A 23,280-nucleotide genomic window follows, 5' to 3' on the forward strand; every position below is an offset into this window, starting at 1 on the left:
ACAAGCATGCCTTCAGGCCTCGTAGCTCTGCTCGACGACGTCGCGCTCATCGCGCGCACAGCCGCCGCCTCGGTCGATGACGTCGCCGCGGCCGCGGGCCGGGCCGGGGCCAAGACGGCAGGTGTCGTGATCGACGATGCCGCGGTGACGCCGAGTTACGTGACCGGCTTGGATCCCAAGCGCGAGCTTCCGATCATCTGGAAGATCACCAAGGGGTCCTTGCGCAACAAGCTCATTTTCCTCCTGCCTGCCGCGCTCCTCCTGAGCGAGTTTGCGCCCTGGCTGATCTATCCGATCCTGATGCTCGGCGGTTCCTATCTCGCCTTCGAGGCAGTCGAGAAGATCCTCGAAAAGCTGACTGGCGACCACCATGCCGAAAAGACGCTGGCCGAGGCGGACACGCCCGAAGAACTCGAAGCGCGCCAGGTTTCCGGAGCGGTGCGAACCGACTTCATCCTGTCGGCCGAAATCATGGCGATCACGCTCAACGAGCTGACTTCGCAGGGCCTGGTCGAGGGGCTGTGGATGCAGGCTGGCGCGCTGGCGATTGTCGCTGTCGCGGTGACGTTGCTCGTCTACGGGACGGTCGGGCTGATCGTGAAGCTCGACGATATCGGGCTGCACATGGCGCAAGGCGAGGGGGGCAGCGCAGCCTTCGGCCGCGGGCTCATTGCTTTCGTCCCCAAGCTCCTCACCGCGCTCAGCGTCATCGGCACGGCCGCGATGATGTGGGTCGGCGGATCGATCATCCTGCATGGATTCCACGAGCTGCACTTCTTCGAATTCGTCTATGACTGGGTCCACCATGCCGCCGAGAGCATCGGCCAGGGCAATGGCGTGATCGAGTGGATCGTGAACACGATCGGCGCGGCGATCGTCGGCTTCATCTGGGGCTTCATCATCGTCCAGATCGTCACCCGCATCTTCGGCCATCATCCGCTCCATGGCGGCGGGGAGCCGGTCAAGAAGGCCGAACTGCATTGAGCCACGCGCTCGCCGTCTTCCTCGGCGGAGGGCTGGGCGCCCTGCTGCGCTATGGTGTCGGCAAATGGACGCTGGCCTGGTTCGGGAGCGGGTTCCCGGTCGGCACGCTGGCGGTCAATGTCGTCGGCAGCCTGATGATTGGCCTCGCCATCGGCGCGCTGGAAGGGGTCGGACCGACGGCGCGCCTGTTCTTCGTGACGGGCCTGCTCGGCGGTTTCACTACCTTTTCCGCCTTCAGCCTCGACACGCTGACCCTGTGGCAGCGCGGCGAAGCGGCGACGGCGCTCGCTTATGTCGCGGCGTCTGTCGTGCTGTCGCTGGCCGCCTGCGCAGCCGGATGGATGCTTACTCGCTAGGCTCTTCGTAGAGCGCGGCGATGGCCTTCAAGTCCCAGCGGATTTGCAGCGCGCTTTCCTCGTCCCAGGCCCCGATTTGGATATGCGGCGCGCGACCAAAGCCATTGTTGCCGACCGTCCCGATTTGTTGTCCGGCGTCGACCATGTCGCCTTCGGCCACGAGGATCTCGCCAAGGTGGGCGACAATGAGGTTCACGCCATCCTCGCCCGCAATCATCACCGCATTGGCCGGCGGCGTGCCGAGCTCGCCGGGCACGTTCACGACGTCATTGACCATGATGCGCCGGACCGTCCCGGACAACGGCGCCAGCACCGGGCGGCCCCAACCATACCAATCCTCGTTGGTCGCGCCGTCGGTGCGATAGGGCGAGGCATAGCCACGCTCCTCGATCCCGCCGGTGATCATGCAATCCTGTCCCAGCGCGTCGCCGGGAAACATCAGTTGTCCCGCCCAATGCTCGGAGCACATGTAATTGTCTTCGAACAGCGGATGCAGCGTGGCCTGGCGGATAACCTCGGGATTGGCGCGCGCTTCCATCGCGGCGCGTTCCTCGGGCGTCGGTTGGGTGACCATCGCGGCGATCAGTGCGAGTGCAAGCATGACATCCTCCCCTTCTTCAAGACAGCCTTGGGGTAGGTGGGCCGGCCGCCAATCTGCAAAGCGGCTTCGACGAACCGACTACAACGTTAGTCGAAATGCAACCGACGATAACGGCCCTGATAATAGAGGAGGGGATCGGGCCCTTTTTCAAAACGCGCGCGTTTGACTTCGCCGATCAGGATCCAGTGATCACCGCCATCATGAACGGCGTGGCGGTCGCATTCGAACATGGCGAGGCTGCCGGTGAGCAGGGGGGCGCCATGCTCGCCTTCCTCCCACTGCGTCTCGCCGAAGCGGTCATTGCCGCGCGTCGCGAAGGTGATCGAGGCCGGACGCTGCTCGGTCTGCAGGACGTTGATCGCGAAATGCTCGGCCTCGACCAATGGCTTTGCGCTGGTCGTCGGCTTGGCGAGGCAGACGAGCAGCAGCGGCGGGTCGAGACTGACGCTCGTGAAGCTGTTGACCGTCAGGCCGTGCGGCACGTCCTCGCCATCTCGGCAGGTGACCACGGTGACCCCGGTCGCGAAGCATCCGAGAGCATCGCGTAAAGTCCGGGGATCACCGCCGGGTCGATATTCATGCAGGTTGGCCATCCAGCGGGGCATAGCTGGGTGCTTCGCCCGCGCCAAGCACTGCCAGCTTCGCATCGGTCAATTCATTGAGCATGCGGCTCGCTTCCTCGACGCTGTCCGACACGAAATAGAGCGGCTGGAAACGGTCCGAACGATACGGGGTGAGCGATGCCGCCTCCGGAGTGAAGCGCGGCCGTGGCACATCGGCCTCGAGTGAAAACTTCGCTTCGCCGAAGCTGGAGGCGAGACCTGCGCCCCAGATCTTGGTGCGCCCGTCTTCCTTGGCGAGACCGAATTCGACGGTATGCCAGTAGAGGCGGCTGATGAGATCGCCATGACCGTTGGCGCAGGCTTCGACGCCCAGCCGGCCCAACGCTTCCATAAGGTCGGCCATCGGCTGGTGCGCCAGCACGGGCACGTGGCCGAAGATATCGTGGAAGCAATCGGGCTCTTCCAGATAATCGAGATTCTTGCCGTCGCGGATGAAGTTGCCGATCGGGAAACGGCGGTCGCGCAGCATCGCGAAGAATTCGGGATCGGGCACGATGCCTTCGACCGAAACGAGCCGCCAGCCGGTGAGGTGTTCGAGCCGGTCAGACAGTCGCTCGAGCCGCGGGATACCCGGCTCGGTCATGCCGAGCTTCTTGAGGCCGTCGATAAAGATGCTGACGACATCGTCATGAAGCAGCTTCACCTGCCGATCGAACAGGCGATCCCAGGTGGCGTGGTCGACGGGCATGAAGCGCGACCAGTTTTCGGGCACGAGATAAGCCTGCCAGTCCGGATTGCGGGTGGCGGCTTCGATCTTGGTCTCCAACATGTGACGCTCCTAGGTCTCGGGTTCTTGGGGCAATAAAAAACCCGCTCAAGCTTTCGCTTGGCGGGCGGTGGTTTCAGGCTCGTTGCTAAACTGTTGCTAACCTGTCTCCACCGCACCGCGATAGGCATAATAGACGACCGTCCACGCAAGCGCGCGGCGGTCGGCTTTAATGGCCATCGGGTTGGTCGAACGGGTCAACATGATGGGGACCATGGTCGAAGCGTCGGCGTGAAGCAAGGCTGAATGGCTGGAATGCCACGCTTTTCGACCAACTGCGCCTCTGGCGCCACAGGCCGAGCCTAGGATCCCTTCACCCGGCTACGCCGGACGAACTCGGCAATGAACACGGCGCCAGCACCGATCGCGACCATCTCCAGCGCTCGATCAGGGCGGTCGAACACGATGGCAGCAAAGAACCAGATGAGCCCGCCTGCAATCGCCGCGTCGAAGGCTGCACCGGGAAGGGGAGGAAGGTTTGACCTCACGCAACCAGCTCGTCGATCTGCGCGGCGAGGTCGGCATCCTTGCCCGTCAACCCGCCCGCATCATGGGTGGTCAGCGTCAGCGTCACCTTGTTCCAGACATTCTCGATCTCGGGATGATGGTCGGCTTTCTCGGCCAGCATCGCCACGCGCGTCAGGAAGGCGAAGGCTCCGGAAAAATCGGCAAATTCGAAGCGGCGCGTGATCGCCTTGCCGTCGTCCGATTTGGTCCAGCTTGTCGGAAATTCCATGTCATGCTCCTTGATTGTCGGCACTTTGCCCGTCAGGACGCGGGCAAGCCAAGGAGAAAGTGATGCGCGACGCCTTTATCTGTGATGCCGTCCGGACACCCATCGGGAAATATGGCGGGGCGCTCGCCCGCGTGCGCGCAGACGATCTTGCCGCCATCCCGCTGCGCACATTGAAGGAACGCAACGAGGGCGTGGACTGGGCGCTCATCGACGACATCATCATGGGATGCGCCAACCAGGCCGGCGAGGATAATCGCAATGTCGCGCGCATGGCCGCCTTGCTCGCCGGGCTGGGCGAGACGGCGCCCGGGACGACGGTCAACCGCCTGTGCGGATCGGGTCTCGACTGCGTCGCCATGGCGGGCCGCGCCATCAAAGCAGGTGAGGCGGACCTCATCATCGCCGGCGGTGTCGAATCGATGAGCCGCGCGCCCTTCGTCATGCCCAAGGCGGAAACCGCTTTTTCGCGCGGCAATGCGGTCTATGACACGACCATCGGCTGGCGCTTCGTGAACCGCATTCTGCAGGCCGAGTTCGGGATCGACTCGATGCCTGAGACGGCCGAGAATGTCGCCGAGCAATATGGGGTGAGCCGCGAGGACCAGGACAAGTTCGCGCATGAAAGCCAGGTCCGCGCCGCCCGCGCGCAGGAGAATGGACGTCTCGCCGCAGAAATCACGCCGGTGTCGATCCCGCAGCGCAAGGGCGATCCTGTACTGGTCGAGGCGGACGAGCATCCGCGCCTGTCGAGCCTCGACGTGCTCGCGGGCCTTCGTCCCATCGTGAAGGAAGACGGGACCGTGACGGCGGGCAATGCCAGCGGGGTCAATGACGGTGCCGCGGCCCTCGTTATCGCTTCGGAAGACGCTGTAAAACGCCACGGCCTGACGCCGCGTGCGCGCATCCTCGGCGGCGCGGTTGCCGGTGTCCCGCCGCGCATCATGGGGATCGGTCCCGCGCCCGCCAGCGCCAAGCTGATGGAGCGTCTGGGGCTGCACATCGACGATTTCGACGTGGTCGAATTAAACGAAGCTTTCGCGGCGCAGGGCCTGGCGGTCATGCGCGAATTGGGGCTTGCCGATGACGCGCCGCACGTAAACCCCAATGGCGGCGCGATCGCCCTGGGCCACCCGCTCGGCATGAGCGGCACGCGTCTCGCCTTGACCGCAACCGAAGAGCTCGCCGCGACCAAGGGCAAGCGCGCGCTCGCAACAATGTGCATCGGCGTCGGACAGGGTATCGCATTGGGGATCGAACGGGTCTGAACATGACGACGATGATCGACGAGCAGGGATTGATGGAGGTGCTGGCCGGCGTGCCGGACCCGGAAATCCCAGTTATCTCGGTCGTCGATCTCGGGATCGTCCGCGGCATCGAGGCGGACGAGGATGGCGTGCGCGTCATCATCACGCCAACCTATTCGGGCTGCCCGGCCACCGTCGCCATCGAACAATCGGTCCGCGAGGCGCTCGACGCCAATGGCTATCGCGACGTGGGAATCGAGAACCGGCTGAGCCCGCCCTGGTCGACCGACTGGATTTCCGAAGAGGGCCACGCCAAGCTCAAGGCCTATGGAATCGCGCCACCAACGCGCGATGAAACCGCCGAATGCCCAAATTGCGGTTCGCGTGATACTAAGGAAATTAGCCGATTTGGTTCTACGCCATGTAAGGCGCAATGGCAGTGCAAATCCTGCCTCGAACCCTTCGACAGGTTCAAATGCCACTGACCGATGAGTGAGCCGACGGCCTTCCTGCTGGCGATGCTCGCCATCTACACCTTACCCTGGCTGCTCTGGCGCGCGGCCGGCCAGCGCTCGTGGCTCCCGCTCGTCGTCGTCCAGATCGTCGGCGGCGTGCTTGCCGGTCCGGCGGTGCTCGGCGCCGTCTTTCCCGACGCCCATGGGGCGCTCTTCACCCCCGGCGTACTGGGCGCGCTGGGCGGAATCGCGTCATGGGCGGTGATGTTGTTCGTGTTCGTCGCGGGGCTGGAGCTCGACCTGCCCGATGCCTGGGCTAATCGGCGCGACACTGCGACTACGGCGGGGCTCGCGCTCATCGTCCCGCTGCTGATCGGCGCCGCGACTGCCGCGCTCGTCATGCGCGATTCCGTGTGGATGGGTGTGGGCGCGGCGCGGTGGCAATTCCTGCTCGGCGTCGGGCTTGCCTGTGCGGTTACCGCCTTGCCGATCCTGCTGCTCTTCCTCGAGCGGCTCGGTATCCTGCGCAGCCCGCTGGGCCAGCGCATCCTTCGCTATGCCAGCCTCGATGACCTGATCGTCTGGGCGCTGCTCGCGGTCATTCTCGTCGATGCCGAAATGCTCGGGCGGCAAGCGGAGTTCGCGACCCTCTTCGCGCTCGCCACGATCGCTGCGCGCCGCCTGTTCGCCCGTGCGAACGAACGCGACCGCATTCCGCTCGCCCTCATGTGGCTTCTCGTCGTCGCTCTCGGCGCCGACTGGGCCGGACTGCATTATATGGTCGGCGCCTTCCTTGCCGGCTCGGTGCTCGATTCCGACTGGTTCGGCATCCCCGTCATCGACGAGTGGCGCGACCGTATCCTGACGCTTCTGATGCCCGTTTTCTTCCTGTCGACGGGGCTGCGCACGCGCTGGGAGATGGGCGGGATGGACGTTATCGGCGTCGCGCTCGCCTTGCTCGCTGCCATCGTGGTCGGGAAGCGCTTCGGTGTCCTGCTGGCCGCGCGCATCCTCGGCTGGGCCAAGGGCGAGGCGCGCCTCATCGGCTGGCTCCTCCAGACCAAGGCGCTCATCATGATCATCTTCGCCAACATCATGCTCGACCGCGGTGTCATCAGCCCGACCGCCTTCACCGCGCTCCTCTTGGCGGCAGTGCTCAGCACCATGCTGGCGATGCCGATGGCGCAGCGGGCCATTGCCGCGCGGGACGCCGACAAAGGCTGAGCTTTCTGGTATGACCGAAGGCCGTCAACCAGAGGGAGACGTGCCATGCCGCAATTCGTGATCGAGCGTGAAATGCCCGGAGCCGGGAATCTCGGCCCCGACGACCTCAAGGGTGCCTCGCAGAAAAGCTGTTCGGTCGTAGACCGCATCGACGGGCTGGAATGGGTGCATAGCTATGTCACCGGCGACAAGATTTACTGCATCTACAATGCCGACGATGCCGCGCAGATTCGGGACCATGCCGAGCAATCGGGTTTCCCGGCCAACAGCATAGCCGAAGTGCGCAACGTCATCAGCCCGGCAACCGCCGAAATCTAGCTTCGCTACAGTTCGCTCAGCCGCACTGGGCGCGGTGGAGCAGATACTGGTCGGCCAGCACTAGCGCCATCATCGCTTCGGTCACTGGGGCGCCGCGGATCCCGACGCAGGGGTCGTGGCGGCCTTTGGTGACGACATCGGCCTCGCTGCCATCCTTGCGGATGCTGTGCACCGGTTTGCGGATCGAGCTGGTCGGTTTGAAGGCGACGCGCACGACGATGTCCTGCCCGGTCGAGATCCCGCCCGAAATACCGCCGGCATGATTGGCCTCGAAGTGCGGGGCATCCGCGCCCGCGCGCATCGGATCGGCATTCTCGCTGCCTTTTAGTGCAGCCGCCGCCATGCCCTCGCCAATCTCCACGCCCTTCACGGCCGGGATGGACATCATTGCCGAGGCCAGCATGGCATCGAGCTTGGCATAGACCGGCGCGCCCCAACCGGCAGGGACGCCGCGCGCAACGCATTCGACAAGCGCGCCAACACTATCCCCTTCGGTTCGTAAGCTATCGAGCAATGATTCCCATTTGGTTTCATCTTGCTCGCCACCGATGGCAAGGACGCGCGCTTCGATCTCCACTTCAGGGATGATCAGCCGCGCGACTGCGCCGCCGGCCACGCGCATGGCCGTTTCGCGCGCTGACGCGCGCCCGCCGCCGCGCGGATCACGAAAGCCGTATTTCTCGTCATAGCCATAATCGGCATGGCCGGGGCGATAGGGCGCGTCGGCGGGATAATCCTTCGAACGCGCATCCACATTCTCGATCATCATCCCGATCGCGGTGCCCGTCGTTTTGCCTTCATAGACGCCGGACAGGATCTTGATCTGGTCGGGTTCCTGGCGCGGCGACACATTCTTGCCGGTGCCGGGGCGTCTCAGGTCGAGATATTGCTGGATGGCCGCTTCGTCGATTTCGATCCCCGGGGGGCACCCGTCGATCATGCAGCCGATCGCCGGACCGTGGCTTTCGCCCCAGGTCGACAGTCGAAGGAGATGGCCGAAACTGTTGATGCTCATCGTGCCGTAATCACTCCGCCAAGTCCGCGCATGATCGCGGTGAAATCGGGAAAGCTGGTCGCGATCGGGTCGGCATTGTCGACCGTGATCGCGGATTCTGCCGCAAGGCCCAGCGTCAGGAACGCCATGGCGATGCGATGGTCATGGCGGGTCGAGATGATCCGCCCGCCTGCGACCTTGCCCTTGCCGAAGATGCGCAGGCTGTCTTCGCCGGGCGCCGCCGTGACACCGTTCGCGATGAGGCCGGCCGCGGTCGCGCCGATGCGGTCGCTTTCCTTGACCTTCAATTCGGCAATGCCCTCGAACACGCTCTCGCCATCGGCCATCGCCGCAACACAGGCGAGGATGGGGATTTCGTCGATCAGCGCGGGGACTTCCTCCGCGCTAAGCGAAATAGGCTCCAAGCGGTCATGCGCGACCGTGACGTCCGCCACCGGTTCTCCCGACAGGACGGTCTGGTTGGACAACGTCACCTTGGCACCCATCCGTTCGAGCATTTCTACGAAGCCGGTCCGGGTCGCGTTGACGCAGACGCGGCGGGTCGTGACCGAAGCGCCGGGGATCATCGCACCCGCCGCCCAGGCAAAGGCGGCCGAGGACGGATCGCCCGGCACGTCGATGCGCGTCGCGGAAAGCTTGCGATTGTCGCCTAGCGAGATGGCGATGCCATTTTCGACCTCGTCCATGGCGCCGTCGACGCCGAATTGGGCGAGCATGACCTCGGTATGATCGCGGCTGAGATGCGGCTCGACCACGCGCACCGGCGCGTCGGTCTGTAGACCCGCCAGCAGGATGGCGGACTTGACCTGCGCGCTCGCCACCGGGCTCGCATAATCGATGCCGCCCAGCTTGGCACCGACCAGGTCGATCGGCAGCGTGTCGTCGCCGGTGAAGACCGCGCCCATCCGGCGGAGCGGCGTCATCACGCGTCCCATCGGCCGGCTCGAAAGGCTTTCATCTCCAATGAAGCGCGCGCTGAGACCTTCGAATCCCGCGGCCGCGCCCATCAGCAATCGTGCCGACGTACCGCTATTGCCGCAGTCGATCGGATCGGACGGACTTTCCCAGTCGCGACCGGTAATCAGCAGGCCCTCGGTATCGCGCTCGATATGGGCGCCGAAGGCCTTAACTGCTTCCTCGGTGGCGCGGACATCGTCGGAGACGAGCAGGCCGGTCACCTTGCTCGTGCCCTCCGCAAGCGCCGAGAAGATCAGCGCGCGATGGCTGATCGACTTGTCGCCGGGTAGGTCGGTTTCGCCGCCAAACTTGGGGCTGGGATGGGCGATGAGCGGGGTCATGAAGTGGCCATCAAATCCTTGGTAAAACGGAGCGCCTGGTCGCCATTGAGACGCGGGTCGCAGGCGGTGCGATAGGCACGGTCGAGGTCGGCAACCTCTGCAGGGCCGCCGCCGCCGAGGCACTCGGTAACGGGATCTGGGCTCATCTCGAGATGCACGCCGCCCGGCACGAGACCATGCTCGCGCAGGATGCGGAAGAAGGCGCGCGCTTCGGCCAGCACCGCATCGTAGCGGCGCAGCTTGCGGGTCCCGACCTTTTCGGTGTTGCCGTGCATCGGATCGACGATCCAGACGAGGTCGCGCCCCCGCGCGGCTTTCAGCAGACGCGGCAAGTAGGCCTCGATCTGGTCGGCACCCAGCCGAACGATCAAGACGAGCTTGCCGGCTCGCGCCTCGGGATCAAGCCGATCGATCAACGCGGTCATTTCGTCTGTCTCAATCGACGGCCCGCATTTGATGCCGACCGGATTGGCGATGCCCGACAGATAGGCGACATGCGCGCCGTCGAGCTGGCGCGTGCGGTCGCCGAGCCAAAGGAGGTGCCCCGACGTCGCCCACCAGCGTCCGTCTTCGCCTTTCCGGGTCAGCGCCTCTTCGTACGGTAGAAGTAAGGCTTCGTGACTGGTGTAGATCGGCGCCAACCCGTCGCGCGCGGCCTTGAGCGTCGCCGCTGTCCCGACCGACTGGACATGAGCGCGGATCATGCGCTGCGGATCATGCGCGCGCGTCGCTGCGGAAAATCCCTGCCCGTTGATGATGTCACCGCGATAGGCGGGCAATTCGACGCTGCCGCGCGTTTCAGTCGGTGCCGAGCGGGGCTTGGCGAACTGTCCGGCGATCCGCGCAACACGAACAACATCGCGCCCGTCGCTATCCTCGATCATTGCCGCCATGTCGTCGAATAGGCCGGCGAGCCGCGAGACACGGTCGGCGACGGCATCGTCGAAATTTTCAGCGCAATCGCCGCCCTGCAGGAGGAAGTTGTTGCCCTTGGCAACGCCCCCCAGATCGCGAGCCAGCGCTTCGATACCGTGGATCTTCACCACCGGCCGCGCGCTCGCCAGTCGCGCCTCGACATCGGCGAGAGCCGCCGCGTCGGCATAGCTCGGCAATTGACGCGCGGGAAAGGCGCGCCAGCTATCCGGCTTCCAGTCGGCCATGGTCGGGGTGAAATGGCGGTTCATGGGCGTTTTCATGGACTAGCCGAGCGGGGACGCGGTGAAAAGCGTTGACTAAAGGCCGTGCCTGCGGCCCGATGCGGACGAGAGGAGCCCCTTCATGCCCGCCATCCAGCCCCACGATCCCGCCCGCTTTGCCTACATTCCCGATTATCCCTTTGCCGAACACTGGCAGGAGGTCGACCTCGGCAATGGCGAGACAGCACGGATGCACTATGTGGACGAAGGGCCGCGCGACGGGCCGGTTATTCTGCTGCTGCATGGCGAGCCGAGTTGGTCCTTCCTTTATCGCTTCATGATCCCGCCGCTGGCCGAGGCCGGCTGCCGCGTCGTTGCGCCCGACCTCATTGGCTTCGGCAAGTCCGACAAGCCCACCGACAAGGCGCTCTTCAGCTATGCGGCGCATTATGATTGGCTGGTCCAAGTCCTCGATGCGCTCGAGTTGAAGGATGTCGGCCTCTTCTGCCAGGATTGGGGCGGCCTGTTGGGATTGCGCGCCGTCGGCTTGAACCCGGACCGCTTCGCCTTCGTCGTCGCCTCGAACACGATGTTGCCCACGGGCAAGGGCACCCCGCCCGACGCCTTCCTCGCCTGGCAGCAATTCGCCAAATCGAGCCCCGATTTCCGTATCGGCCCGCTGCTCCAGCGCGCGACGGTGCGCGAACTAAGCGAGTCAGAAGTTGCTGCCTACGATGCACCCTTTCCCGACGAACCGAGCAAGGCCGCCGCGCGCATGTTCCCGACGTTAGTCCCGACGAGCGAAGACGATCCGGGCGGCATTGCCAATGTGGCGGCTTGGGCTGGGCTGGCGCGCTTCGACAAGCCTTTCCTGACACTCTTCACCGATCAGGATCCGATCACCAAGGGCGGCGAGGCCTATTTCCAGAAGATGGTGCCGGGCGCGAAAGGCCAGCCGCATCGTATTGTCGAGGGTGGCGGGCACTTCTGCCAGGAAGATGTGCCGGACGCGTTTGTCGCTGCCTTGAAGGAACTAGCGGGCGTCTAGCTATCGCCGGACTGCTCTTCGATCTTCTTCGACAGGTCGCGGGAATCCGCGAGGCTGCGCGTCGCCAGCGACGTTTCGCGCAGGAAGAAGGTGAGCGCCGCGAAGATCAACGTCATCGCACCGATCCATGCAATCGCCACCAGCGTACCAAGCGGCGTGCGGACGAAGGCGCTCACGAACAGAAGCGCCACGACGATGCAGATGGTCAGCGCGGCGGCGGTGGACAGGTTGACCGCATGATGGGCGAAGCGCTGGCGGCGCTGGAGCAAGGCGAGCCTATCCTCGCTGCGCGGGCTGCGCCCTTCGTCGATCGCCGTCTCTATGATATCGATGCGCTCGCCTAGCCAAGTCAGTCGCAGGTTCATGACGTTGAGGAAGGCCCCGATGCCGGCGAGCATGAAGACGGGGGCGAGGCTTGCCTGGAGGATCGCCTGGACGCGCGGCGTGGACGCAGTGCGTTCGAGCAGGTCGGTGACGCCGGATGCGATAAGAAGGTCGATCAGCATGATGGAGGGATGGACCCGCGGCGCGCGCCTGGCAAGCGTGACGCGCGCTTCGGGGTCGGTTAGGCCCGTGCGATCAGGGCCAGCGTGAACAGGACCGCACTGGTGGTGCAGGCAATTGAGCGTACATGGTTCCAGACAGTCCAGCGGCGCATGTAGAGCGACCACATGGCCGCTGCTCCCGAGCCGTCGGAATCGGTCGCTTCCAGCCGGTCGTTGAGTGGCACATTGCCCGCCGCCGTCACGCCGAACATGCCCAGCACATAGATCGCGCCGCCTGCCAGCAGGTAGATCGCCCCGGCATCCGCCAAGTCGAGCGCCGTGCCGATGGCAAGGACGAGGCTGGCAAGGCTGCTCAGGAAAAAGAGCGGCATGAAGGCGGATTTGAGGATGATGCGGTTGATCGACTGCATCGCCGCCATACCGGTCGTGCCTGCCATCGCGTCGAGCGAGCGCATCACAAAAACCGAAAAGGTGAGATAGACTCCGGCCATGATGCCCGATGATATCGCGGCGAACCAAGTGAGGGCGGTGGTGAACATATCCATGATGATTCTCCCCTTGGGAAGCGGCCTCAAGCGGCCGCTTCCTCCACATTCCAGATGCCGGTCGCGGCAGTTTCGCGCGCATAGTCGGCAAAGTCCCTGGGGCGCCGACCGAGCGCCCGTTCGACCCCGTCGGCAAGATAGGCGTTGCGCCCGTCGAGCACGGTCGAGAGCAGATAATCGAGGATCCAGACGATATCGTCCGGCGCACCCGAACGCTTGATCTCGTCCATGAAGGCATCGTGCGGGACGTCGACAAAGTCGATCTGTCGACCCGTCGCGGCGCTGAGGTCGGCGGCCACTTCGGCCATGGTCATGAGGCGCGGGCCGGTCACTTCATAGACTTCGCCATGGTGGCCGTCCTCGGACAAGGCGGCGACCGCCACGTCGGCAATGTCGTCGGCGTCTATAAAGGGCTCGGGCGTGTCGCCGGCGGGAAGGGTGATGGCACCGGCATGGACCATGTCGATGAACGCGCCTTCGGAGAAATTCTGCGCGAACCAGCTGGCTCGCACCACGGTACATTCGAGCCCGCTTTGCTGGACGATCCGTTCGCAGGCCTGTGCCTCTTCCTCGCCGCGACCCGACAGGATGACGAGGCGCTTCACGCCATTGGCCTTGGCCTTCTCGACCAACGCAGCGATGGCATCGGTCGCGCCCGGCATGGCGAGGTCGGGAGTGTAGCTGATGTAGATGGCGGCGGCGCCGTGCATTGCGGCATCCCATCCGGCTTCTTCATTCCAGTCGAAAGCCGGGGTCGAGGAGCGCGAGGCGGCGCGGACGTCATGTCCTTTCGCTTCGAGGCGCTCCACGATGCGGCGACCGGTCTTTCCGGTGCCGCCGAGGACGAGGATGGTGTCGTTATTGGTCATGTCATGTCTCCCGTTGGCGTTGCATCATCCGGGATAGGCCGAGGGACCGCGATCATTCTTGCCCGCTCGTGCCAAGCTTTTGACCGATGACGACAATTCACGCGGCCGCTGCCTGTTCAAGCCATAGGGCGCCGATTAGGCTCAATCCCCGTCATGGGGCAGATCACGTCACTCTATGTCTACAAGGTCGTCTCGCAGGCGAGCGAGGGCGTCGAGACGCGCGACCTGGTCGAGGATCTGGGGCTCGATCCCGATGGTCCGATCGATCCGGCGCGGATGGTGTCGTCGGAAGACTATTACCGTTTCTTCGCCCGGCTGGAGGAGCGCGACCCAGAAGGGCTGGCGCTGCCGTGGCGGATCGGCGGTTCGATGCGGGCCGACGAATATGGCGCCTTCGGGCTCGCCTGGAAGTCGGCGCCCGACCTGCGCGGCTCGTTCAGCCGCGCGGAACGCTATGGCCGCGTCCTCTCCAGCGTCGAAGTCTTCGAACTGGAGCGGGTCGAAGATGGCGCTTTCCTCACGCTCCATAAAGAAGGTGACGGCAGCCGCGGCATGCTGCTCTCCAACGAAGCGAGCATCGCGGCCGTACGGGTCATGTGCGCGCAGGTCAGCGCCGAACCATTCCGCGCCAAGGCCATCCATTTCATGCACGCGCCGCGCGGCGACGTTGCAGCCTACGAAGCGCACTTCGGCTGCCCCGTGCACTTCGGGGAGCAGCGCGATGCCGTGCTGGTGAGCGAAGACACGCTGACCGCGCCCAACCTGTTGGGCGATGCCACCATTGCGGGTTTCTTCGACCGCCATCTCGAACAGGAACTGGCGAGCATCGAGGAGCGGCAAACCCTCGACGGTCAGGTGAAGACGCTGGTCGCAAACGCCTTGAGCGAAGGCGTGCCGACGGTCTCATCCATCGCTTCGGACATGGGCATGAGCGCACGAACGCTGCAAAGGCGTTTGTCGGACGAGGGATTCAGTTTCCAAGGCCTGGTCGACGCGGCGCGGCAGGGTCTCGCCAAGCAATTGCTCTGCGAGACCGATTACGGCCTTGCCGAAATCGCTTTCCTCACCGGCTTCTCCGAACAAAGCGCTTTCACCCGCGCCTTCAAGCGCTGGGCCGGGCAGACACCGGGGTCATTTCGCAAGGCGTAGATAAGGAAGCCGGTGCAGTCATTCGCGCGATCTGACGCATGCTGACGGGAGCCAATCCTCTGCAATTGCAACAAAAAGCATCGCCGCGTGTTCAGAATGACTCAGGCCAAGCGCGGCTTGTTACATTGTTACACTTCATCTCCTGAAGGGTCTGAGAAATGAGAAGTCGTTTTCCTGAGAGCTGCAAGCCAACGAAGAGCCTTCTGGCAGTATTGCCGATCGGTTTGCTGCTTACAGCTTGTGGCGGCGGATCGACTTCGGGCGGTTCGGGCATCGTGACCAGTCCGCCGCCGCCTCCACAGGCCGTCTTCGCCAATTTCGATAGCGTGGTTGCAAACAACACGACCCGCATCAACGGTCGGTCCACTGAAGCTGCTTTCACCTCCAGTGGCAGCGGTGACAATCTGGTATTCAATTCGGTGTCGGGGGTCACTCGGGGCAGCGCGATCGCTAGGATCACGATCGACAATAATCAGGACCTTTCAAGTCTTTCGATCGACGGTCGGCAATCCGATGTATCGTTCGACGAAGGCGATGCCGGGGTAGCATCCAATTTGGGTTCGTTGGGCTATCCCGGGGCCATCACGCTGCAATCCTCGGACATGCGGAGCATGGCTATCTATGCCGATCCCTATTTCAGCAATTTCAATTATCAGACCTTCGGTGTCTGGGCGACGGGTCTCGGGACCGGGAGCGGCAATCTCGGCGCCCTATCGGTCGGAGCGGCAACGGACGGCACCCGCATCCCCCCGACTGGCTCGGTCGTGTTTACCGGCTATGTTGCCGGCATCCTCACGCAAGACGGTGAAAATGCGGCCGAAGTCGTCGCCGATGCTAGCTTCTCGACCAATTTCGAGAACCGGACGATCGAAGTGGAAGCCGTCAATTCGCAATTGTCGAATGCCGTTGGTTCGTTGACGCCGAACGACGCGGCCTTGTTGGATTTCACGGGCACGCTGACCTATGGCGGCGGCGGTAACACGATCACCGGCATTTTCAGCACGTCGCCCACGCTCAACCTGTCAGGCGAAGCTTCGGGACAGTTTTTCGGGCCGGATGCCAACGAGATTGGCGGGACGTTCTTCCTGACAAATCCCGATGACAGCATGTCCTATATCGGGGGCTTCGGCGGCAATTGATCGATGCTCCGGTCGATATATCGCCGACCCATCTGGAAGCGCCACAACCAGGTCACAGCGAAACCGAGAACCAACGTCAGTTTCTGATCGGACTACAGTTGATTGCCGAGGGCCGACCGGAAGAAGCGGTCGATGTCCTGAGCGATCTCTACGCGCGATCACCGACCCCGCGCATCCGATTGGAGCTGGCCCGCGCCCTCATGCTGTCCGGGCGGCTTGGGGAGGCGCGGCAGCTCTTCGTCGAGGCTTATGACGATGACCCGCCGGCTGCCGTCAAATCGTCGATTCTCGTCTTCATCGACCGGATCGACAGGCAGCGCGGGCGACTGAAGCTGCAGGCGTCGATCGCCCGTTTCGGCAACCCCTTGCGCCAACCCGACACCTACTCCTTCGATTTCGGCGGCATCGAACTCACCTTCGAGCCGGACGACGAGTATCGCGACATCTGGGGCATCACGCTTGGCGGGCAGTATGACCGTCAGATCGCGGATGACACCTCGGTGGCCGTATCCGCCTCCTATCGAGAATTGCGCGGCGACCTGGCTGACAGGTTCACTGGCAATGTCGGCGTGCAGCACAGATTGGGGCCACGGGTCTCGGCGACGGTCGGCGCTGCGCGCTTGGACCAGAAGTTTCAGTCCTTCACGCTGCCCTTCACCCGGGTAGCGTATACGGAGACGTTGGGCCCCAGGGCCGCACTGCAACCCGCTTTGACGGTCGGCTATTTCTTTTCCGATGCAGGGTCGAGCCTGTCAGGCGTGCAAGTCGAGGCGTCGCTCCCCTATCTTTTCACGCCGACGCCCACCCAACGATTTGCGGTGGGCCCCATATTCCAGCGACGAGAGGCCGGCTTTGCCGAGCAGAGTTTCACCTCGATCGGCCTGAGGGCCTCGGCTCAGTGGAGGTTCGAAGAGGTCAGCTTGGAATTGTCATTGCGTGGCCGGCTGACCCGGTTCGACGAGATCGACCCGTTCTGGCTCGAGCGCAGGGAGGAAGCGGGCGCATCGGTTGCGGCTGCGATCAGTTCGGAGCGCTTGCGGGTCGGCTCGTTCGTCCCGGGCCTCACGATCTCGTGCGATCTCGTCAGTTCCTCGATCGACTATTTCGAGCAGAGGAATTGCGATTATGCGGTGCAGATAAACCGCATCTTCTAGATTTTCGGGAGTGTCCGGATGGCCGGCACCAGCATCCAAAAAAACGCCTTGGGCAGGACGGCCTCGTAAATGGCGGAGCGGGTGGGATTCGAACCCACGATAGGGGGTTACCCTATACACACTTTCCAGGCGTGCGCCTTCGACCACTCGGCCACCGCTCCGCGCCAGTGCGTGCGCCTAGCGGGAAGGGCGCGCGCGTGCAAGCCGTGGCTTGCCCCGGCGCATCTCCCTCGCCTAAGCGAAGGCGATGGATCGTCGCTTCGGCACTGCCCCCTCTGCGGAGGAGATGGAGAAGATTGCCGAGACGGCCTATGCGCGGCTGCCTGCCCAATTTACGGAACATCTCGGCGACATTGTCTTCCAGGTGCAGGATTTTGCCGAGCCCGAGCTGCTGCGCGAAATGAGTATCGAGGAGCCGTACGAGCTGACCGGCGTCTATGAAGGCATCCCGATGAGCGAGCGCAGTGTCGAGCATTCCGGCACCTTGCCCGACCGCATCCGCCTGTTTCGCCTGCCGATCCTGCTCGAATGGTGCGAGCGGGGCGACGAGACGCTGGAGCATCTCATTCACCACGTGCTGGTGCACGAAATCGGTCATCATTTCGGCCTGTCGGACGCGGACATGCATGCGCTCGAGGACGAGGCATGAGCGCGCTCCTGACCTTCGAGGGCGTGACCTGCGCGCGCGGCGGGCGGACCTTGTTCGAGGATGTGAGCTTCGCGCTCGGGCCCGGCGATGCGCTGCGGCTGACGGGCCCCAACGGCACCGGCAAATCCTCGCTGCTGCTGGTCGCGTCAGGATTGCTCGAACCTATCTCCGGCCGGGTCGAGGCGGTGCGGCTGGCGCTGGCCGACGAGCGGATCGGACTGGAGCGCGACCGGTCTTTGCGCGATGCGTTGTCCTTTTGGGCGAAGCTCGACAATTCGGACATTGTCGATACGGCGTTGAAGGCGATGGGCCTTACCGAGCTGGCCGAAGTGCCGGTGCGTTATTTGTCGACGGGACAGCGCCGCCGCGCCGGCCTCGCGCGGGCGATTGCCAGCGGCGCGCGCCTCTTGTTGCTCGACGAACCGGCCGACGGTCTCGATACGGCCTCGCGCGAACTGCTCGACGCCGCGATTGCGCGGAATCGGCAGGCGGGCGGTGCGGTTCTTGCCGCCAGCCACCAGCCATTGAACGGTACGTGGCAGGAATTGGAGCTGGGCTCGTGACCGGCGCGCTCATTGCTCGCGAAGTGCGCCGCGCGCTGGCGGGCGGCATTTGGCTGCCGGTCATCTTCTTCCTGCTCGTCGCGACCTTGGTGCCGTTCGCGACCGGCCCCGATGCGGCGCTGCTGGGCGCCGTCGGCCCGGGTATGATCTGGGTCGCTGCCCTGCTTGCGGCCTTGCTCCCGCTCGACCGCCTGATCGCGCCCGACATGGAAGATGGCAGCATCGACCAGCTGCGCCTGCGCGGCATCTCGACCGAATGGATCGCGCTCACCAAGCTGATCGGACACTGGCTTGGCTTCGGGCCGCTGTTGCTGGTCGCGTTGCTCCCGGCCGCCGCCCTGATGGGCCTTACCGAAACGCAGATCCCCGCACTGGCCCTCTCCCTATTGGTCGGGACGCCCGCCTTGGCAGGGCTTGGCATCGCGGTCGCAGGGCTCGTCGCCGGACTGGAGCGCGCCGGATCGCTGGCGGGCATCCTGCTCCTGCCGCTCGGCATCCCCGTGCTCGTCTTCGGCGTCGGCGCGGCGCAAGGACAGGCCGGCGCCTTTCCACTCTTGGGCGCGGTCTCGTTGTTGCTGACGGTGGGAAGCCCGTTCGTTGCGGGCGCAGCTTTGCGCCAGCGCAGCTAGTCGTTCACGTAGCGCGCGAAGATGGCGGTGGGCAGGACCAGCCCGCGCGCTTCCTCGCGCACGCCCATCTCGCCGACTTCCACCTTGCCCGGCAGGTGTGCGGCCTGCTGTCGCAGCAGTTCGCCAATGCTCAGCGCGCTCATGCGCACGGCATAGACGGTGAGGATGAGGAAGCGACTATCGGCGTCGAGCAGGCTGACGCAATCGTTGAGCAACGGCGCCAATCCAGTCTCGATTTCCCAACGCTCGCCCTTGGGGCCGCGCCCGAATTTGGGCGGGTCGAGCATGATGCCGTCATAGCGGCGCTCGCGGCGCACTTCGCGCGCGGCAAACTTGCCCGCATCCTCGACCAGCCAGCGGATGGGATTGTTTTCCATCCCCGACAAAGCGGCATTTTCGCGCGCGCCGTCGACCGACTTCTTGCTTGCATCGACATGGACGAGGTCGGCCCCGGTCTCGCTCATCTGAAGCGTGCCGACGCCGGTATAGCCGAACAGGTTCATCGCGCTCTTGCCCGCGCCGAGCCGCTCGCGGGCAAAGTCCCATTGCGGGGCCATGTCGGGGAAGAAGGCAAGGTGCCGGAAGGGGGTCAGGCTGGCGTGAAAACGCGTCGGCCCGCGCGACAATTCCCACGTTGCGGGGACATGCTTGAGCTCGTGCCAGCGGCCGCGCCCGTCGGCATCGCTGGCCGGCACGAACTCGGCATGTGCGTCCCAGTCGGTGCGCGCGGGCGCCCACATGGCCTGCGGCTCGGGACGGATCGTGCGGATGTCGCCGAAGCGCTCATATTTGCGCCCGTCGCCGCAGTCGATCAGCGCATAATCGTCCCACGGTTGGGTGACGAGGGTCAGAAGCTCGCTCATGTCTTGGGCTTCCGGCGCATGGCGAGGAAAGTGATGATCAATGCGATCGCCGCAAAGGCGAACCATTGGAAGGCATAGCTCATATGGTTGTTGCGGATCGCATCGGGCGAGGGCGCGGCGCTGGTCTCGAGCCCGGCCTGGCCTGCCTCTGCGACAAGGCGGAAGCCGTATCGCTCGTCGGGTCCGATGACGCCGGCAACCTCGCCGCCCTCCCAGTCGGTGCCGGCCACGGGTTCCCGGCTCCAGCCGATTTCGACTGCGGCGCCCGGCCCCTCGGCACTGGTGCGGCAATCGGCGACATGGGCGTAGCCGGACTGGCCGGCGGCGTTGGCACCGGCCTGGTGTCGCCAATCGACGACTTCGAGGCAGTTGAGCGAGGAGCGGCGATAGAGCGGCGGCTCGGCCGGGACGATCACCGGATAGGCAACCGGATCGAGATCGGTCGCGGCTTCATATTGCGCGAGCAACGCTTCCTTCTCCTCGGCCCGGCCCAGTTGCCAGATGCCGAGGCCGATCATCGTGGCGACCGCGCCGGCGACGATGACGAGGGTGAGGATGCGCTTGGTGCTCATTCCTTGAGGCGTCCTTCGCGGGCTTCGTGCTGATATTCTTGGTACAATAAAGCCGCCTTGCCGAGGCGCAGGCCATAAAGCGTAAGGCCGAGCAGGATCGGGACCCAGACAAGGTGCGCATACCAGGCGGGCTCGATCGCCAGCTCCATCCAGATCGCGCCGACCGCGACGATCGTGCCGATGATCAGGATAAGGAAGGCGGCCGGACCATCGCCGACATTGAAGCCGCTCAAGTCGAGGCCGCAATGGCGACACGTATCGGCGAGCGCGACGGGCCCCGAAAATAGGCTCGGGGTGCCGCAACGCGGGCACTGGCCCTTGAGGCTGGCCGCGGCCAGCCCCGGTGCCGTGTTTCTAGTGATAGGTGGCGCCCCAGCCGCCCCACACATAGATGGTGGCGAAGAGGAACAGCCAGACGACGTCGACGAAGTGCCAGTACCAGGCAGCGGCCTCGAAGCCGAAATGCTGCTTGGGGGTGAAGTCGCCGCGGCGCGCACGGAAGTAGCAGACGATCAGGAAGATCGTGCCGACGAGCACGTGGAAGCCGTGGAAACCGGTCGCCATGTAGAAAGTCGAACCATAGATGTCGCCGCCATTTTCGACCGAGAAGGCGAACGGCGCGACGCTATATTCGAAGGCCTGGATGGCCGAGAAGACGACGCCCAGACCGATGGTCGCGAGCAGGCCCTTCTTGAGGCCGTCACGGTCGCCGTGGATCAGCGCATGGTGCGCCCAGGTCACCGTCGTGCCCGAGCAGAGCAGGATGAGGGTGTTGAGCAGCGGATAGCCGAACGGGTTGAGAACTTCCTTGCCCGCGGGCGGCCATTCGGCGCCGATCACTTCGGGCGGGAAGAGCGAGGCGTTGAAATAGGCCCAGAACCAGGCGACGAAGAACATCACTTCAGACGCGATGAAGAGGATCATGCCATAGCGGTGGTGCAGCTGCACGACCGGGGTGTGATCGCCGCCGTTGGCTTCCTTTACGACATCGGCCCACCAGCTCCAGAAGGTGAACAGCACGCCGATGAGGCCGGCACCGAACATGTACGGGCCAACGGCATAATCGCTCATCCAGAAAACCGCGCCGGCAAGCATGATCATCGCGGAGGTCGCGCCGACCAGCGGCCAGATGCTCGGGGGAAGGATGTGATAGTCGTGGTTGACGGTACCAGCCATGGATTCAGGTCCTCAGATGTTCGTTACGCGCGGCCCTAGCGAACCCCGCATCAATTTTCCACCGGGAAAAATGTATAGGAAAGGGTGATTTCGTCGATATGCGCGGTCTCGGGGTCGGTGAGGATCGCCGGATCGACGAAGAAGTTGATCGGCATCTCGACCTTCTCGCCGGGTGCCAACTCCTGCTCGGTAAAGCAGAAGCATTCGATCTTGGAGAAATATTGTCCCGCCTGGACCGGCGTCACGTTGAAGGTCGCGGTGCCTTTGGTCGGCAGGCTCGTATAGCTTTCCGCCGTATAATTGACGGTCGTGCGCGCGCCGGGGGCGATGCGCACCGTGGCGGCAGGCTCGAAATTCCACGGCAGGTCGCGCGAGATGTTGGCATCGAAGCGCACGCCGATTTCGCCGGCCACGGCGCCGGGTGCCTCGTTTGCGACCTGCGTGGTGCCGCCAAAGCCGGTCACCTGGCAGAAGATGCGATAGAGCGGGACACTAGCGAAGGCGAGCGCGAGCATGCCCAGCGCGAACAAGGCAGCGCGCAGCGCGACCTTGCCATTATTGCGGTCGAGGGCCGTGCTGTCGCTCATCCGGCCAGCCCCATCTTGGCGATGGTGATCCCGAAGACCAACGCGACAAAGCCGAGCAGCAGCAGGGCCATCACCCGTGCGCGCTCTTTCTGGCGGCGGCGATATTCATTCTCGTCGAAGGGGGGCTGGTTTTCGGTCATGCGATGATCATCCGGTCGGCAACGAGCACTGCGAACAGCGCGAACAAGTAAAGGATCGAATATTTGAACAGGGCTTTTTCAGGGCCCATGCCGGCAGGCTCGTCGGCGGTGTTGCGCGCGACCCTTGCTGCCAGCACGAGGAAGATAAGGTTCAGCGCGATCGATGCGATACCGTAAATCGGCCCGGTCAGGCCGAGCGGCCAGGGCGCGACCGCCGAGGCGACCAGCGGCAGCGTATAGAGGAAGATCTGGCGGCGTGTTTCCTTGTTGCCCGCGACCACCGGCAGCATCGGGATGCCGGCGGCGGCATAGTCGGTGCGCACGAACAGGGACAGCGCCCAGAAATGGGGCGGGGTCCACAGGAAGATGATGCCGAACAGAAGGATGGGAAGGACGGTGACGTCACCGGTCACGGCAGCCCAGCCAAGCAAGGGCGGGAAAGCGCCTGCCGCGCCGCCAATGACAATATTCTGCGCGGTCCGGGGCTTCAGCCACATCGTATAGATGACGGCATAGAAGAAGATGGCGAATGCGAGGATGGCTGCGGCGAGCCAGTTGGTCGCGAGCCCCAGCAGGATCACCGAAAAGGCCGAGAGCCCGACGCCGAAGTGGAGCGCCGACTGGCGTTCGACGCGCCCGGTCGGCAGCGGCCGCTTGGCGGTACGCTTCATCTTGGCGTCGATATCGGCTTCGTACCACATGTTGAGCACGCCCGATGCGCCGGCGCCGACGGCGATGCAGAGGATCGCGGTGAAGCCCAGGATCGGGTGGATGCCCTGCGGCGCGACGAGCAGTCCGCACAGGGCCGTGAAGACGACGAGCGTCATGACGCGCGGCTTGGTCAGCGCGAACAGGTCGGCGGCGCTGGCCGGATAGCGGGGCGTCGTGGTGGCGGCTGCATTGTCCATGGTTGCGGCTCCTATAAGGCCTCGTTT

At 64.3% G+C, this 23,280-nt stretch carries 31 protein-coding genes and 1 tRNA gene; 13 read left to right on the plus strand and 19 right to left on the minus strand.

Annotated elements, in window-relative coordinates; all coding sequences use genetic code 11:
* The first annotated feature begins 6 nt into the window (after nucleotides 1-6).
* Both NDO55_RS10545 and crcB read left to right on the plus strand, forming a co-directional pair.
* A complete protein-coding gene (locus tag NDO55_RS10545; protein ID WP_252115026.1) occupies nucleotides 7-984 on the plus strand; it encodes a DUF808 domain-containing protein in 978 nt (325 codons plus the stop codon).
* A complete protein-coding gene (crcB, locus tag NDO55_RS10550) occupies nucleotides 981-1,340 on the plus strand; it encodes a fluoride efflux transporter CrcB (protein ID WP_252115028.1) in 360 nt (119 codons plus the stop codon). Before NDO55_RS10545 ends, crcB begins: the two co-directional genes overlap by 4 nt.
* Here crcB and NDO55_RS10555 read toward each other — a convergent pair.
* The 5 genes from NDO55_RS10555 to NDO55_RS10575 form a co-directional block, all read right to left on the minus strand.
* On the minus strand, nucleotides 1,330-1,941 hold the full coding sequence (locus tag NDO55_RS10555) for a M23 family metallopeptidase (protein ID WP_252115030.1): 612 nt from the start codon (nucleotides 1,939-1,941) through the stop codon (nucleotides 1,330-1,332). The two genes, crcB and NDO55_RS10555, sit on opposite strands and share 11 nt — an antisense overlap.
* Nucleotides 1,942-2,027: 86 nt before the next feature.
* Nucleotides 2,028-2,534 carry a flavin reductase family protein gene (locus NDO55_RS10560; RefSeq protein ID WP_252115033.1) on the minus strand — a complete coding sequence of 169 codons (507 nt, stop codon included), beginning with the start codon at nucleotides 2,532-2,534 and terminating at the stop codon, nucleotides 2,028-2,030.
* Nucleotides 2,518-3,333 carry a phenylalanine 4-monooxygenase gene (locus NDO55_RS10565; RefSeq protein WP_252115035.1) on the minus strand — a complete coding sequence of 272 codons (816 nt, stop codon included), beginning with the start codon at nucleotides 3,331-3,333 and terminating at the stop codon, nucleotides 2,518-2,520. Before NDO55_RS10565 ends, NDO55_RS10560 begins: the two co-directional genes overlap by 17 nt.
* Nucleotides 3,334-3,632: 299 nt before the next feature.
* Nucleotides 3,633-3,818 carry a hypothetical protein gene (locus tag NDO55_RS10570; protein ID WP_252115037.1) on the minus strand — a complete coding sequence of 62 codons (186 nt, stop codon included), beginning with the start codon at nucleotides 3,816-3,818 and terminating at the stop codon, nucleotides 3,633-3,635.
* Nucleotides 3,815-4,066 carry a 4a-hydroxytetrahydrobiopterin dehydratase gene (locus NDO55_RS10575; RefSeq protein ID WP_252115039.1) on the minus strand — a complete coding sequence of 84 codons (252 nt, stop codon included), beginning with the start codon at nucleotides 4,064-4,066 and terminating at the stop codon, nucleotides 3,815-3,817. Before NDO55_RS10575 ends, NDO55_RS10570 begins: the two co-directional genes overlap by 4 nt.
* Before the next feature lie 62 nt (nucleotides 4,067-4,128).
* Here NDO55_RS10575 and pcaF point away from each other — a divergent pair, with 62 nt between their 5' ends.
* From pcaF to NDO55_RS10595, 4 genes are read left to right on the plus strand one after another with little or no spacing between them, the layout of a single operon-like run.
* Nucleotides 4,129-5,331, plus strand: a complete 1,203-nt coding sequence (pcaF, locus tag NDO55_RS10580; RefSeq protein WP_252115040.1) for a 3-oxoadipyl-CoA thiolase — start codon at nucleotides 4,129-4,131, stop codon at nucleotides 5,329-5,331.
* Between the two features lie 2 nt (nucleotides 5,332-5,333).
* A complete protein-coding gene (gene paaD, locus NDO55_RS10585) occupies nucleotides 5,334-5,795 on the plus strand; it encodes a 1,2-phenylacetyl-CoA epoxidase subunit PaaD (protein ID WP_252115042.1) in 462 nt (153 codons plus the stop codon).
* Nucleotides 5,796-5,798: 3 nt separating this feature from the next.
* Entirely contained in the window at nucleotides 5,799-6,989 is a 1,191-nt protein-coding gene (locus NDO55_RS10590; protein ID WP_252115044.1) for a cation:proton antiporter, read from the plus strand.
* A gap of 45 nt (nucleotides 6,990-7,034) precedes the next feature.
* A complete protein-coding gene (locus NDO55_RS10595) occupies nucleotides 7,035-7,307 on the plus strand; it encodes a DUF4242 domain-containing protein (protein WP_252115046.1) in 273 nt (90 codons plus the stop codon).
* A 16-nt stretch (nucleotides 7,308-7,323) separates the two neighbouring features.
* Here the strand turns inward: NDO55_RS10595 and NDO55_RS10600 are convergent, their stop codons facing one another.
* Genes NDO55_RS10600 through NDO55_RS10610 form a run of 3 tightly spaced genes read right to left on the minus strand, consistent with a single transcriptional unit; the run spans nucleotide 7,324 to nucleotide 10,816 of the window.
* Complete coding sequence (locus NDO55_RS10600) at nucleotides 7,324-8,322, minus strand: chorismate synthase (protein WP_252115048.1); 999 nt, start codon at nucleotides 8,320-8,322, stop codon at nucleotides 7,324-7,326.
* Entirely contained in the window at nucleotides 8,319-9,620 is a 1,302-nt protein-coding gene (gene aroA / locus NDO55_RS10605) for a 3-phosphoshikimate 1-carboxyvinyltransferase (RefSeq protein ID WP_252115049.1), read from the minus strand. The genes NDO55_RS10600 and aroA overlap by 4 nt, the downstream gene beginning before the upstream one ends.
* Nucleotides 9,617-10,816, minus strand: a complete 1,200-nt coding sequence (locus tag NDO55_RS10610) for a 3-deoxy-7-phosphoheptulonate synthase (protein ID WP_252115050.1) — start codon at nucleotides 10,814-10,816, stop codon at nucleotides 9,617-9,619. The genes aroA and NDO55_RS10610 overlap by 4 nt, the downstream gene beginning before the upstream one ends.
* 82 nt (nucleotides 10,817-10,898) lie before the next feature.
* Between NDO55_RS10610 and NDO55_RS10615 the strand changes: the two genes are divergently transcribed.
* Complete coding sequence (locus NDO55_RS10615; RefSeq protein ID WP_252115051.1) at nucleotides 10,899-11,804, plus strand: haloalkane dehalogenase; 906 nt, start codon at nucleotides 10,899-10,901, stop codon at nucleotides 11,802-11,804.
* On the opposite strand, the gene NDO55_RS10620 is transcribed toward NDO55_RS10615, so the two are convergent.
* From NDO55_RS10620 to NDO55_RS10630, 3 genes are read right to left on the minus strand one after another with little or no spacing between them, the layout of a single operon-like run.
* Complete coding sequence (locus tag NDO55_RS10620) at nucleotides 11,801-12,310, minus strand: DUF2721 domain-containing protein (protein ID WP_252115052.1); 510 nt, start codon at nucleotides 12,308-12,310, stop codon at nucleotides 11,801-11,803. The genes NDO55_RS10615 and NDO55_RS10620 overlap by 4 nt on opposite strands.
* 59 nt (nucleotides 12,311-12,369) lie before the next feature.
* Complete coding sequence (locus tag NDO55_RS10625; protein WP_252115053.1) at nucleotides 12,370-12,855, minus strand: anthrone oxygenase family protein; 486 nt, start codon at nucleotides 12,853-12,855, stop codon at nucleotides 12,370-12,372.
* Nucleotides 12,856-12,881: 26 nt separating this feature from the next.
* Nucleotides 12,882-13,724: an NmrA family NAD(P)-binding protein gene (locus NDO55_RS10630; RefSeq protein WP_252115054.1), complete on the minus strand. Its 843-nt coding sequence runs from the start codon at nucleotides 13,722-13,724 to the stop codon at nucleotides 12,882-12,884.
* Between the two features lie 153 nt (nucleotides 13,725-13,877).
* Between NDO55_RS10630 and NDO55_RS10635 the strand changes: the two genes are divergently transcribed.
* From NDO55_RS10635 to NDO55_RS10645, 3 genes are all read left to right on the plus strand, one after another.
* Nucleotides 13,878-14,873 carry an AraC family transcriptional regulator gene (locus tag NDO55_RS10635; RefSeq protein ID WP_252115056.1) on the plus strand — a complete coding sequence of 332 codons (996 nt, stop codon included), beginning with the start codon at nucleotides 13,878-13,880 and terminating at the stop codon, nucleotides 14,871-14,873.
* A gap of 275 nt (nucleotides 14,874-15,148) precedes the next feature.
* Entirely contained in the window at nucleotides 15,149-16,012 is an 864-nt protein-coding gene (locus NDO55_RS12100; protein ID WP_252115058.1) for a transferrin-binding protein-like solute binding protein, read from the plus strand.
* Nucleotides 16,009-17,166: a tetratricopeptide repeat protein gene (locus tag NDO55_RS10645; protein ID WP_252115060.1), complete on the plus strand. Its 1,158-nt coding sequence runs from the start codon at nucleotides 16,009-16,011 to the stop codon at nucleotides 17,164-17,166. The genes NDO55_RS12100 and NDO55_RS10645 overlap by 4 nt, the downstream gene beginning before the upstream one ends.
* Before the next feature lie 70 nt (nucleotides 17,167-17,236).
* Here NDO55_RS10645 and NDO55_RS10650 read toward each other — a convergent pair.
* Nucleotides 17,237-17,327 (minus strand) — tRNA-Ser (locus tag NDO55_RS10650).
* 86 nt (nucleotides 17,328-17,413) lie between these two features.
* Here NDO55_RS10650 and NDO55_RS10655 point away from each other — a divergent pair.
* Genes NDO55_RS10655 through NDO55_RS10665 form a run of 3 tightly spaced genes read left to right on the plus strand, consistent with a single transcriptional unit; the run spans nucleotide 17,414 to nucleotide 19,007 of the window.
* Nucleotides 17,414-17,815 (plus strand): metallopeptidase family protein, encoded by a 402-nt coding sequence (locus tag NDO55_RS10655; protein WP_252115062.1) that lies wholly within the window; start codon nucleotides 17,414-17,416, stop codon nucleotides 17,813-17,815.
* Complete coding sequence (ccmA, locus tag NDO55_RS10660; protein ID WP_252115064.1) at nucleotides 17,812-18,378, plus strand: heme ABC exporter ATP-binding protein CcmA; 567 nt, start codon at nucleotides 17,812-17,814, stop codon at nucleotides 18,376-18,378. The genes NDO55_RS10655 and ccmA overlap by 4 nt, the downstream gene beginning before the upstream one ends.
* On the plus strand, nucleotides 18,375-19,007 hold the full coding sequence (locus NDO55_RS10665; RefSeq protein WP_252115066.1) for a heme exporter protein CcmB: 633 nt from the start codon (nucleotides 18,375-18,377) through the stop codon (nucleotides 19,005-19,007). Before ccmA ends, NDO55_RS10665 begins: the two co-directional genes overlap by 4 nt.
* Here the strand turns inward: NDO55_RS10665 and NDO55_RS10670 are convergent.
* The 7 genes from NDO55_RS10670 to NDO55_RS10700 are packed head-to-tail and all read right to left on the minus strand — an operon-like array spanning nucleotide 19,004 to nucleotide 23,253.
* Nucleotides 19,004-19,870: a class I SAM-dependent methyltransferase gene (locus NDO55_RS10670; protein ID WP_252115068.1), complete on the minus strand. Its 867-nt coding sequence runs from the start codon at nucleotides 19,868-19,870 to the stop codon at nucleotides 19,004-19,006. The genes NDO55_RS10665 and NDO55_RS10670 overlap by 4 nt on opposite strands.
* Nucleotides 19,867-20,442 carry an SURF1 family protein gene (locus NDO55_RS10675; RefSeq protein ID WP_252115069.1) on the minus strand — a complete coding sequence of 192 codons (576 nt, stop codon included), beginning with the start codon at nucleotides 20,440-20,442 and terminating at the stop codon, nucleotides 19,867-19,869. Before NDO55_RS10675 ends, NDO55_RS10670 begins: the two co-directional genes overlap by 4 nt.
* Nucleotides 20,439-20,831 carry a DUF983 domain-containing protein gene (locus NDO55_RS10680; RefSeq protein WP_252115070.1) on the minus strand — a complete coding sequence of 131 codons (393 nt, stop codon included), beginning with the start codon at nucleotides 20,829-20,831 and terminating at the stop codon, nucleotides 20,439-20,441. Before NDO55_RS10680 ends, NDO55_RS10675 begins: the two co-directional genes overlap by 4 nt.
* Nucleotides 20,797-21,618: a cytochrome c oxidase subunit 3 gene (locus tag NDO55_RS10685; RefSeq protein WP_252115071.1), complete on the minus strand. Its 822-nt coding sequence runs from the start codon at nucleotides 21,616-21,618 to the stop codon at nucleotides 20,797-20,799. The genes NDO55_RS10680 and NDO55_RS10685 overlap by 35 nt, the downstream gene beginning before the upstream one ends.
* A 50-nt stretch (nucleotides 21,619-21,668) precedes the next feature.
* Nucleotides 21,669-22,205, minus strand: a complete 537-nt coding sequence (locus NDO55_RS10690) for a cytochrome c oxidase assembly protein (protein WP_252115072.1) — start codon at nucleotides 22,203-22,205, stop codon at nucleotides 21,669-21,671.
* Nucleotides 22,202-22,345, minus strand: a complete 144-nt coding sequence (locus NDO55_RS10695) for a hypothetical protein (RefSeq protein ID WP_252115073.1) — start codon at nucleotides 22,343-22,345, stop codon at nucleotides 22,202-22,204. The genes NDO55_RS10690 and NDO55_RS10695 overlap by 4 nt, the downstream gene beginning before the upstream one ends.
* Nucleotides 22,342-23,253: a heme o synthase gene (locus NDO55_RS10700; RefSeq protein WP_252115074.1), complete on the minus strand. Its 912-nt coding sequence runs from the start codon at nucleotides 23,251-23,253 to the stop codon at nucleotides 22,342-22,344. The genes NDO55_RS10695 and NDO55_RS10700 overlap by 4 nt, the downstream gene beginning before the upstream one ends.
* Nucleotides 23,254-23,280: the final 27 nt, after the last annotated feature.

Origin of the sequence: Sphingomicrobium sediminis (assembly GCF_023805295.1) — a bacterium.
Taxonomy (GTDB): domain Bacteria; phylum Pseudomonadota; class Alphaproteobacteria; order Sphingomonadales; family Sphingomonadaceae; genus Sphingomicrobium; species Sphingomicrobium sediminis.

Bases quoted from the DNA above. Each gene is read 5' to 3' on its own strand.
- NDO55_RS10630 (WP_252115054.1), bottom strand. From the start codon at position 13,724: ATGACCAATAACGACACCATCCTCGTCCTCGGCGGCACCGGAAAGACC.
- pcaF (WP_252115040.1), top strand. From the start codon at position 4,129: ATGCGCGACGCCTTTATCTGTGATGCCGTCCGGACACCCATCGGGAAA.
- NDO55_RS10675 (WP_252115069.1), bottom strand. From the start codon at position 20,442: ATGAGCACCAAGCGCATCCTCACCCTCGTCATCGTCGCCGGCGCGGTC.
- ccmA (WP_252115064.1), top strand. From the start codon at position 17,812: ATGAGCGCGCTCCTGACCTTCGAGGGCGTGACCTGCGCGCGCGGCGGG.
- NDO55_RS10685 (WP_252115071.1), bottom strand. From the start codon at position 21,618: ATGGCTGGTACCGTCAACCACGACTATCACATCCTTCCCCCGAGCATC.
- NDO55_RS10625 (WP_252115053.1), bottom strand. From the start codon at position 12,855: ATGGATATGTTCACCACCGCCCTCACTTGGTTCGCCGCGATATCATCG.
- paaD (WP_252115042.1), top strand. From the start codon at position 5,334: ATGACGACGATGATCGACGAGCAGGGATTGATGGAGGTGCTGGCCGGC.
- NDO55_RS10595 (WP_252115046.1), top strand. From the start codon at position 7,035: ATGCCGCAATTCGTGATCGAGCGTGAAATGCCCGGAGCCGGGAATCTC.
- NDO55_RS10655 (WP_252115062.1), top strand. From the start codon at position 17,414: ATGGATCGTCGCTTCGGCACTGCCCCCTCTGCGGAGGAGATGGAGAAG.
- NDO55_RS10575 (WP_252115039.1), bottom strand. From the start codon at position 4,066: ATGGAATTTCCGACAAGCTGGACCAAATCGGACGACGGCAAGGCGATC.
- NDO55_RS10695 (WP_252115073.1), bottom strand. From the start codon at position 22,345: ATGACCGAAAACCAGCCCCCCTTCGACGAGAATGAATATCGCCGCCGC.
- NDO55_RS10670 (WP_252115068.1), bottom strand. From the start codon at position 19,870: ATGAGCGAGCTTCTGACCCTCGTCACCCAACCGTGGGACGATTATGCG.
- NDO55_RS10560 (WP_252115033.1), bottom strand. From the start codon at position 2,534: ATGGCCAACCTGCATGAATATCGACCCGGCGGTGATCCCCGGACTTTA.
- NDO55_RS10555 (WP_252115030.1), bottom strand. From the start codon at position 1,941: ATGCTTGCACTCGCACTGATCGCCGCGATGGTCACCCAACCGACGCCC.
- NDO55_RS10545 (WP_252115026.1), top strand. From the start codon at position 7: ATGCCTTCAGGCCTCGTAGCTCTGCTCGACGACGTCGCGCTCATCGCG.
- NDO55_RS10635 (WP_252115056.1), top strand. From the start codon at position 13,878: ATGGGGCAGATCACGTCACTCTATGTCTACAAGGTCGTCTCGCAGGCG.
- NDO55_RS10610 (WP_252115050.1), bottom strand. From the start codon at position 10,816: ATGAAAACGCCCATGAACCGCCATTTCACCCCGACCATGGCCGACTGG.
- NDO55_RS10690 (WP_252115072.1), bottom strand. From the start codon at position 22,205: ATGAGCGACAGCACGGCCCTCGACCGCAATAATGGCAAGGTCGCGCTG.
- NDO55_RS10590 (WP_252115044.1), top strand. From the start codon at position 5,799: ATGAGTGAGCCGACGGCCTTCCTGCTGGCGATGCTCGCCATCTACACC.
- NDO55_RS10620 (WP_252115052.1), bottom strand. From the start codon at position 12,310: ATGCTGATCGACCTTCTTATCGCATCCGGCGTCACCGACCTGCTCGAA.
- NDO55_RS10700 (WP_252115074.1), bottom strand. From the start codon at position 23,253: ATGGACAATGCAGCCGCCACCACGACGCCCCGCTATCCGGCCAGCGCC.
- NDO55_RS10600 (WP_252115048.1), bottom strand. From the start codon at position 8,322: ATGAGCATCAACAGTTTCGGCCATCTCCTTCGACTGTCGACCTGGGGC.
- NDO55_RS10565 (WP_252115035.1), bottom strand. From the start codon at position 3,333: ATGTTGGAGACCAAGATCGAAGCCGCCACCCGCAATCCGGACTGGCAG.
- NDO55_RS10615 (WP_252115051.1), top strand. From the start codon at position 10,899: ATGCCCGCCATCCAGCCCCACGATCCCGCCCGCTTTGCCTACATTCCC.
- aroA (WP_252115049.1), bottom strand. From the start codon at position 9,620: ATGACCCCGCTCATCGCCCATCCCAGCCCCAAGTTTGGCGGCGAAACC.
- NDO55_RS10680 (WP_252115070.1), bottom strand. From the start codon at position 20,831: ATGTGTGGGGCGGCTGGGGCGCCACCTATCACTAGAAACACGGCACCG.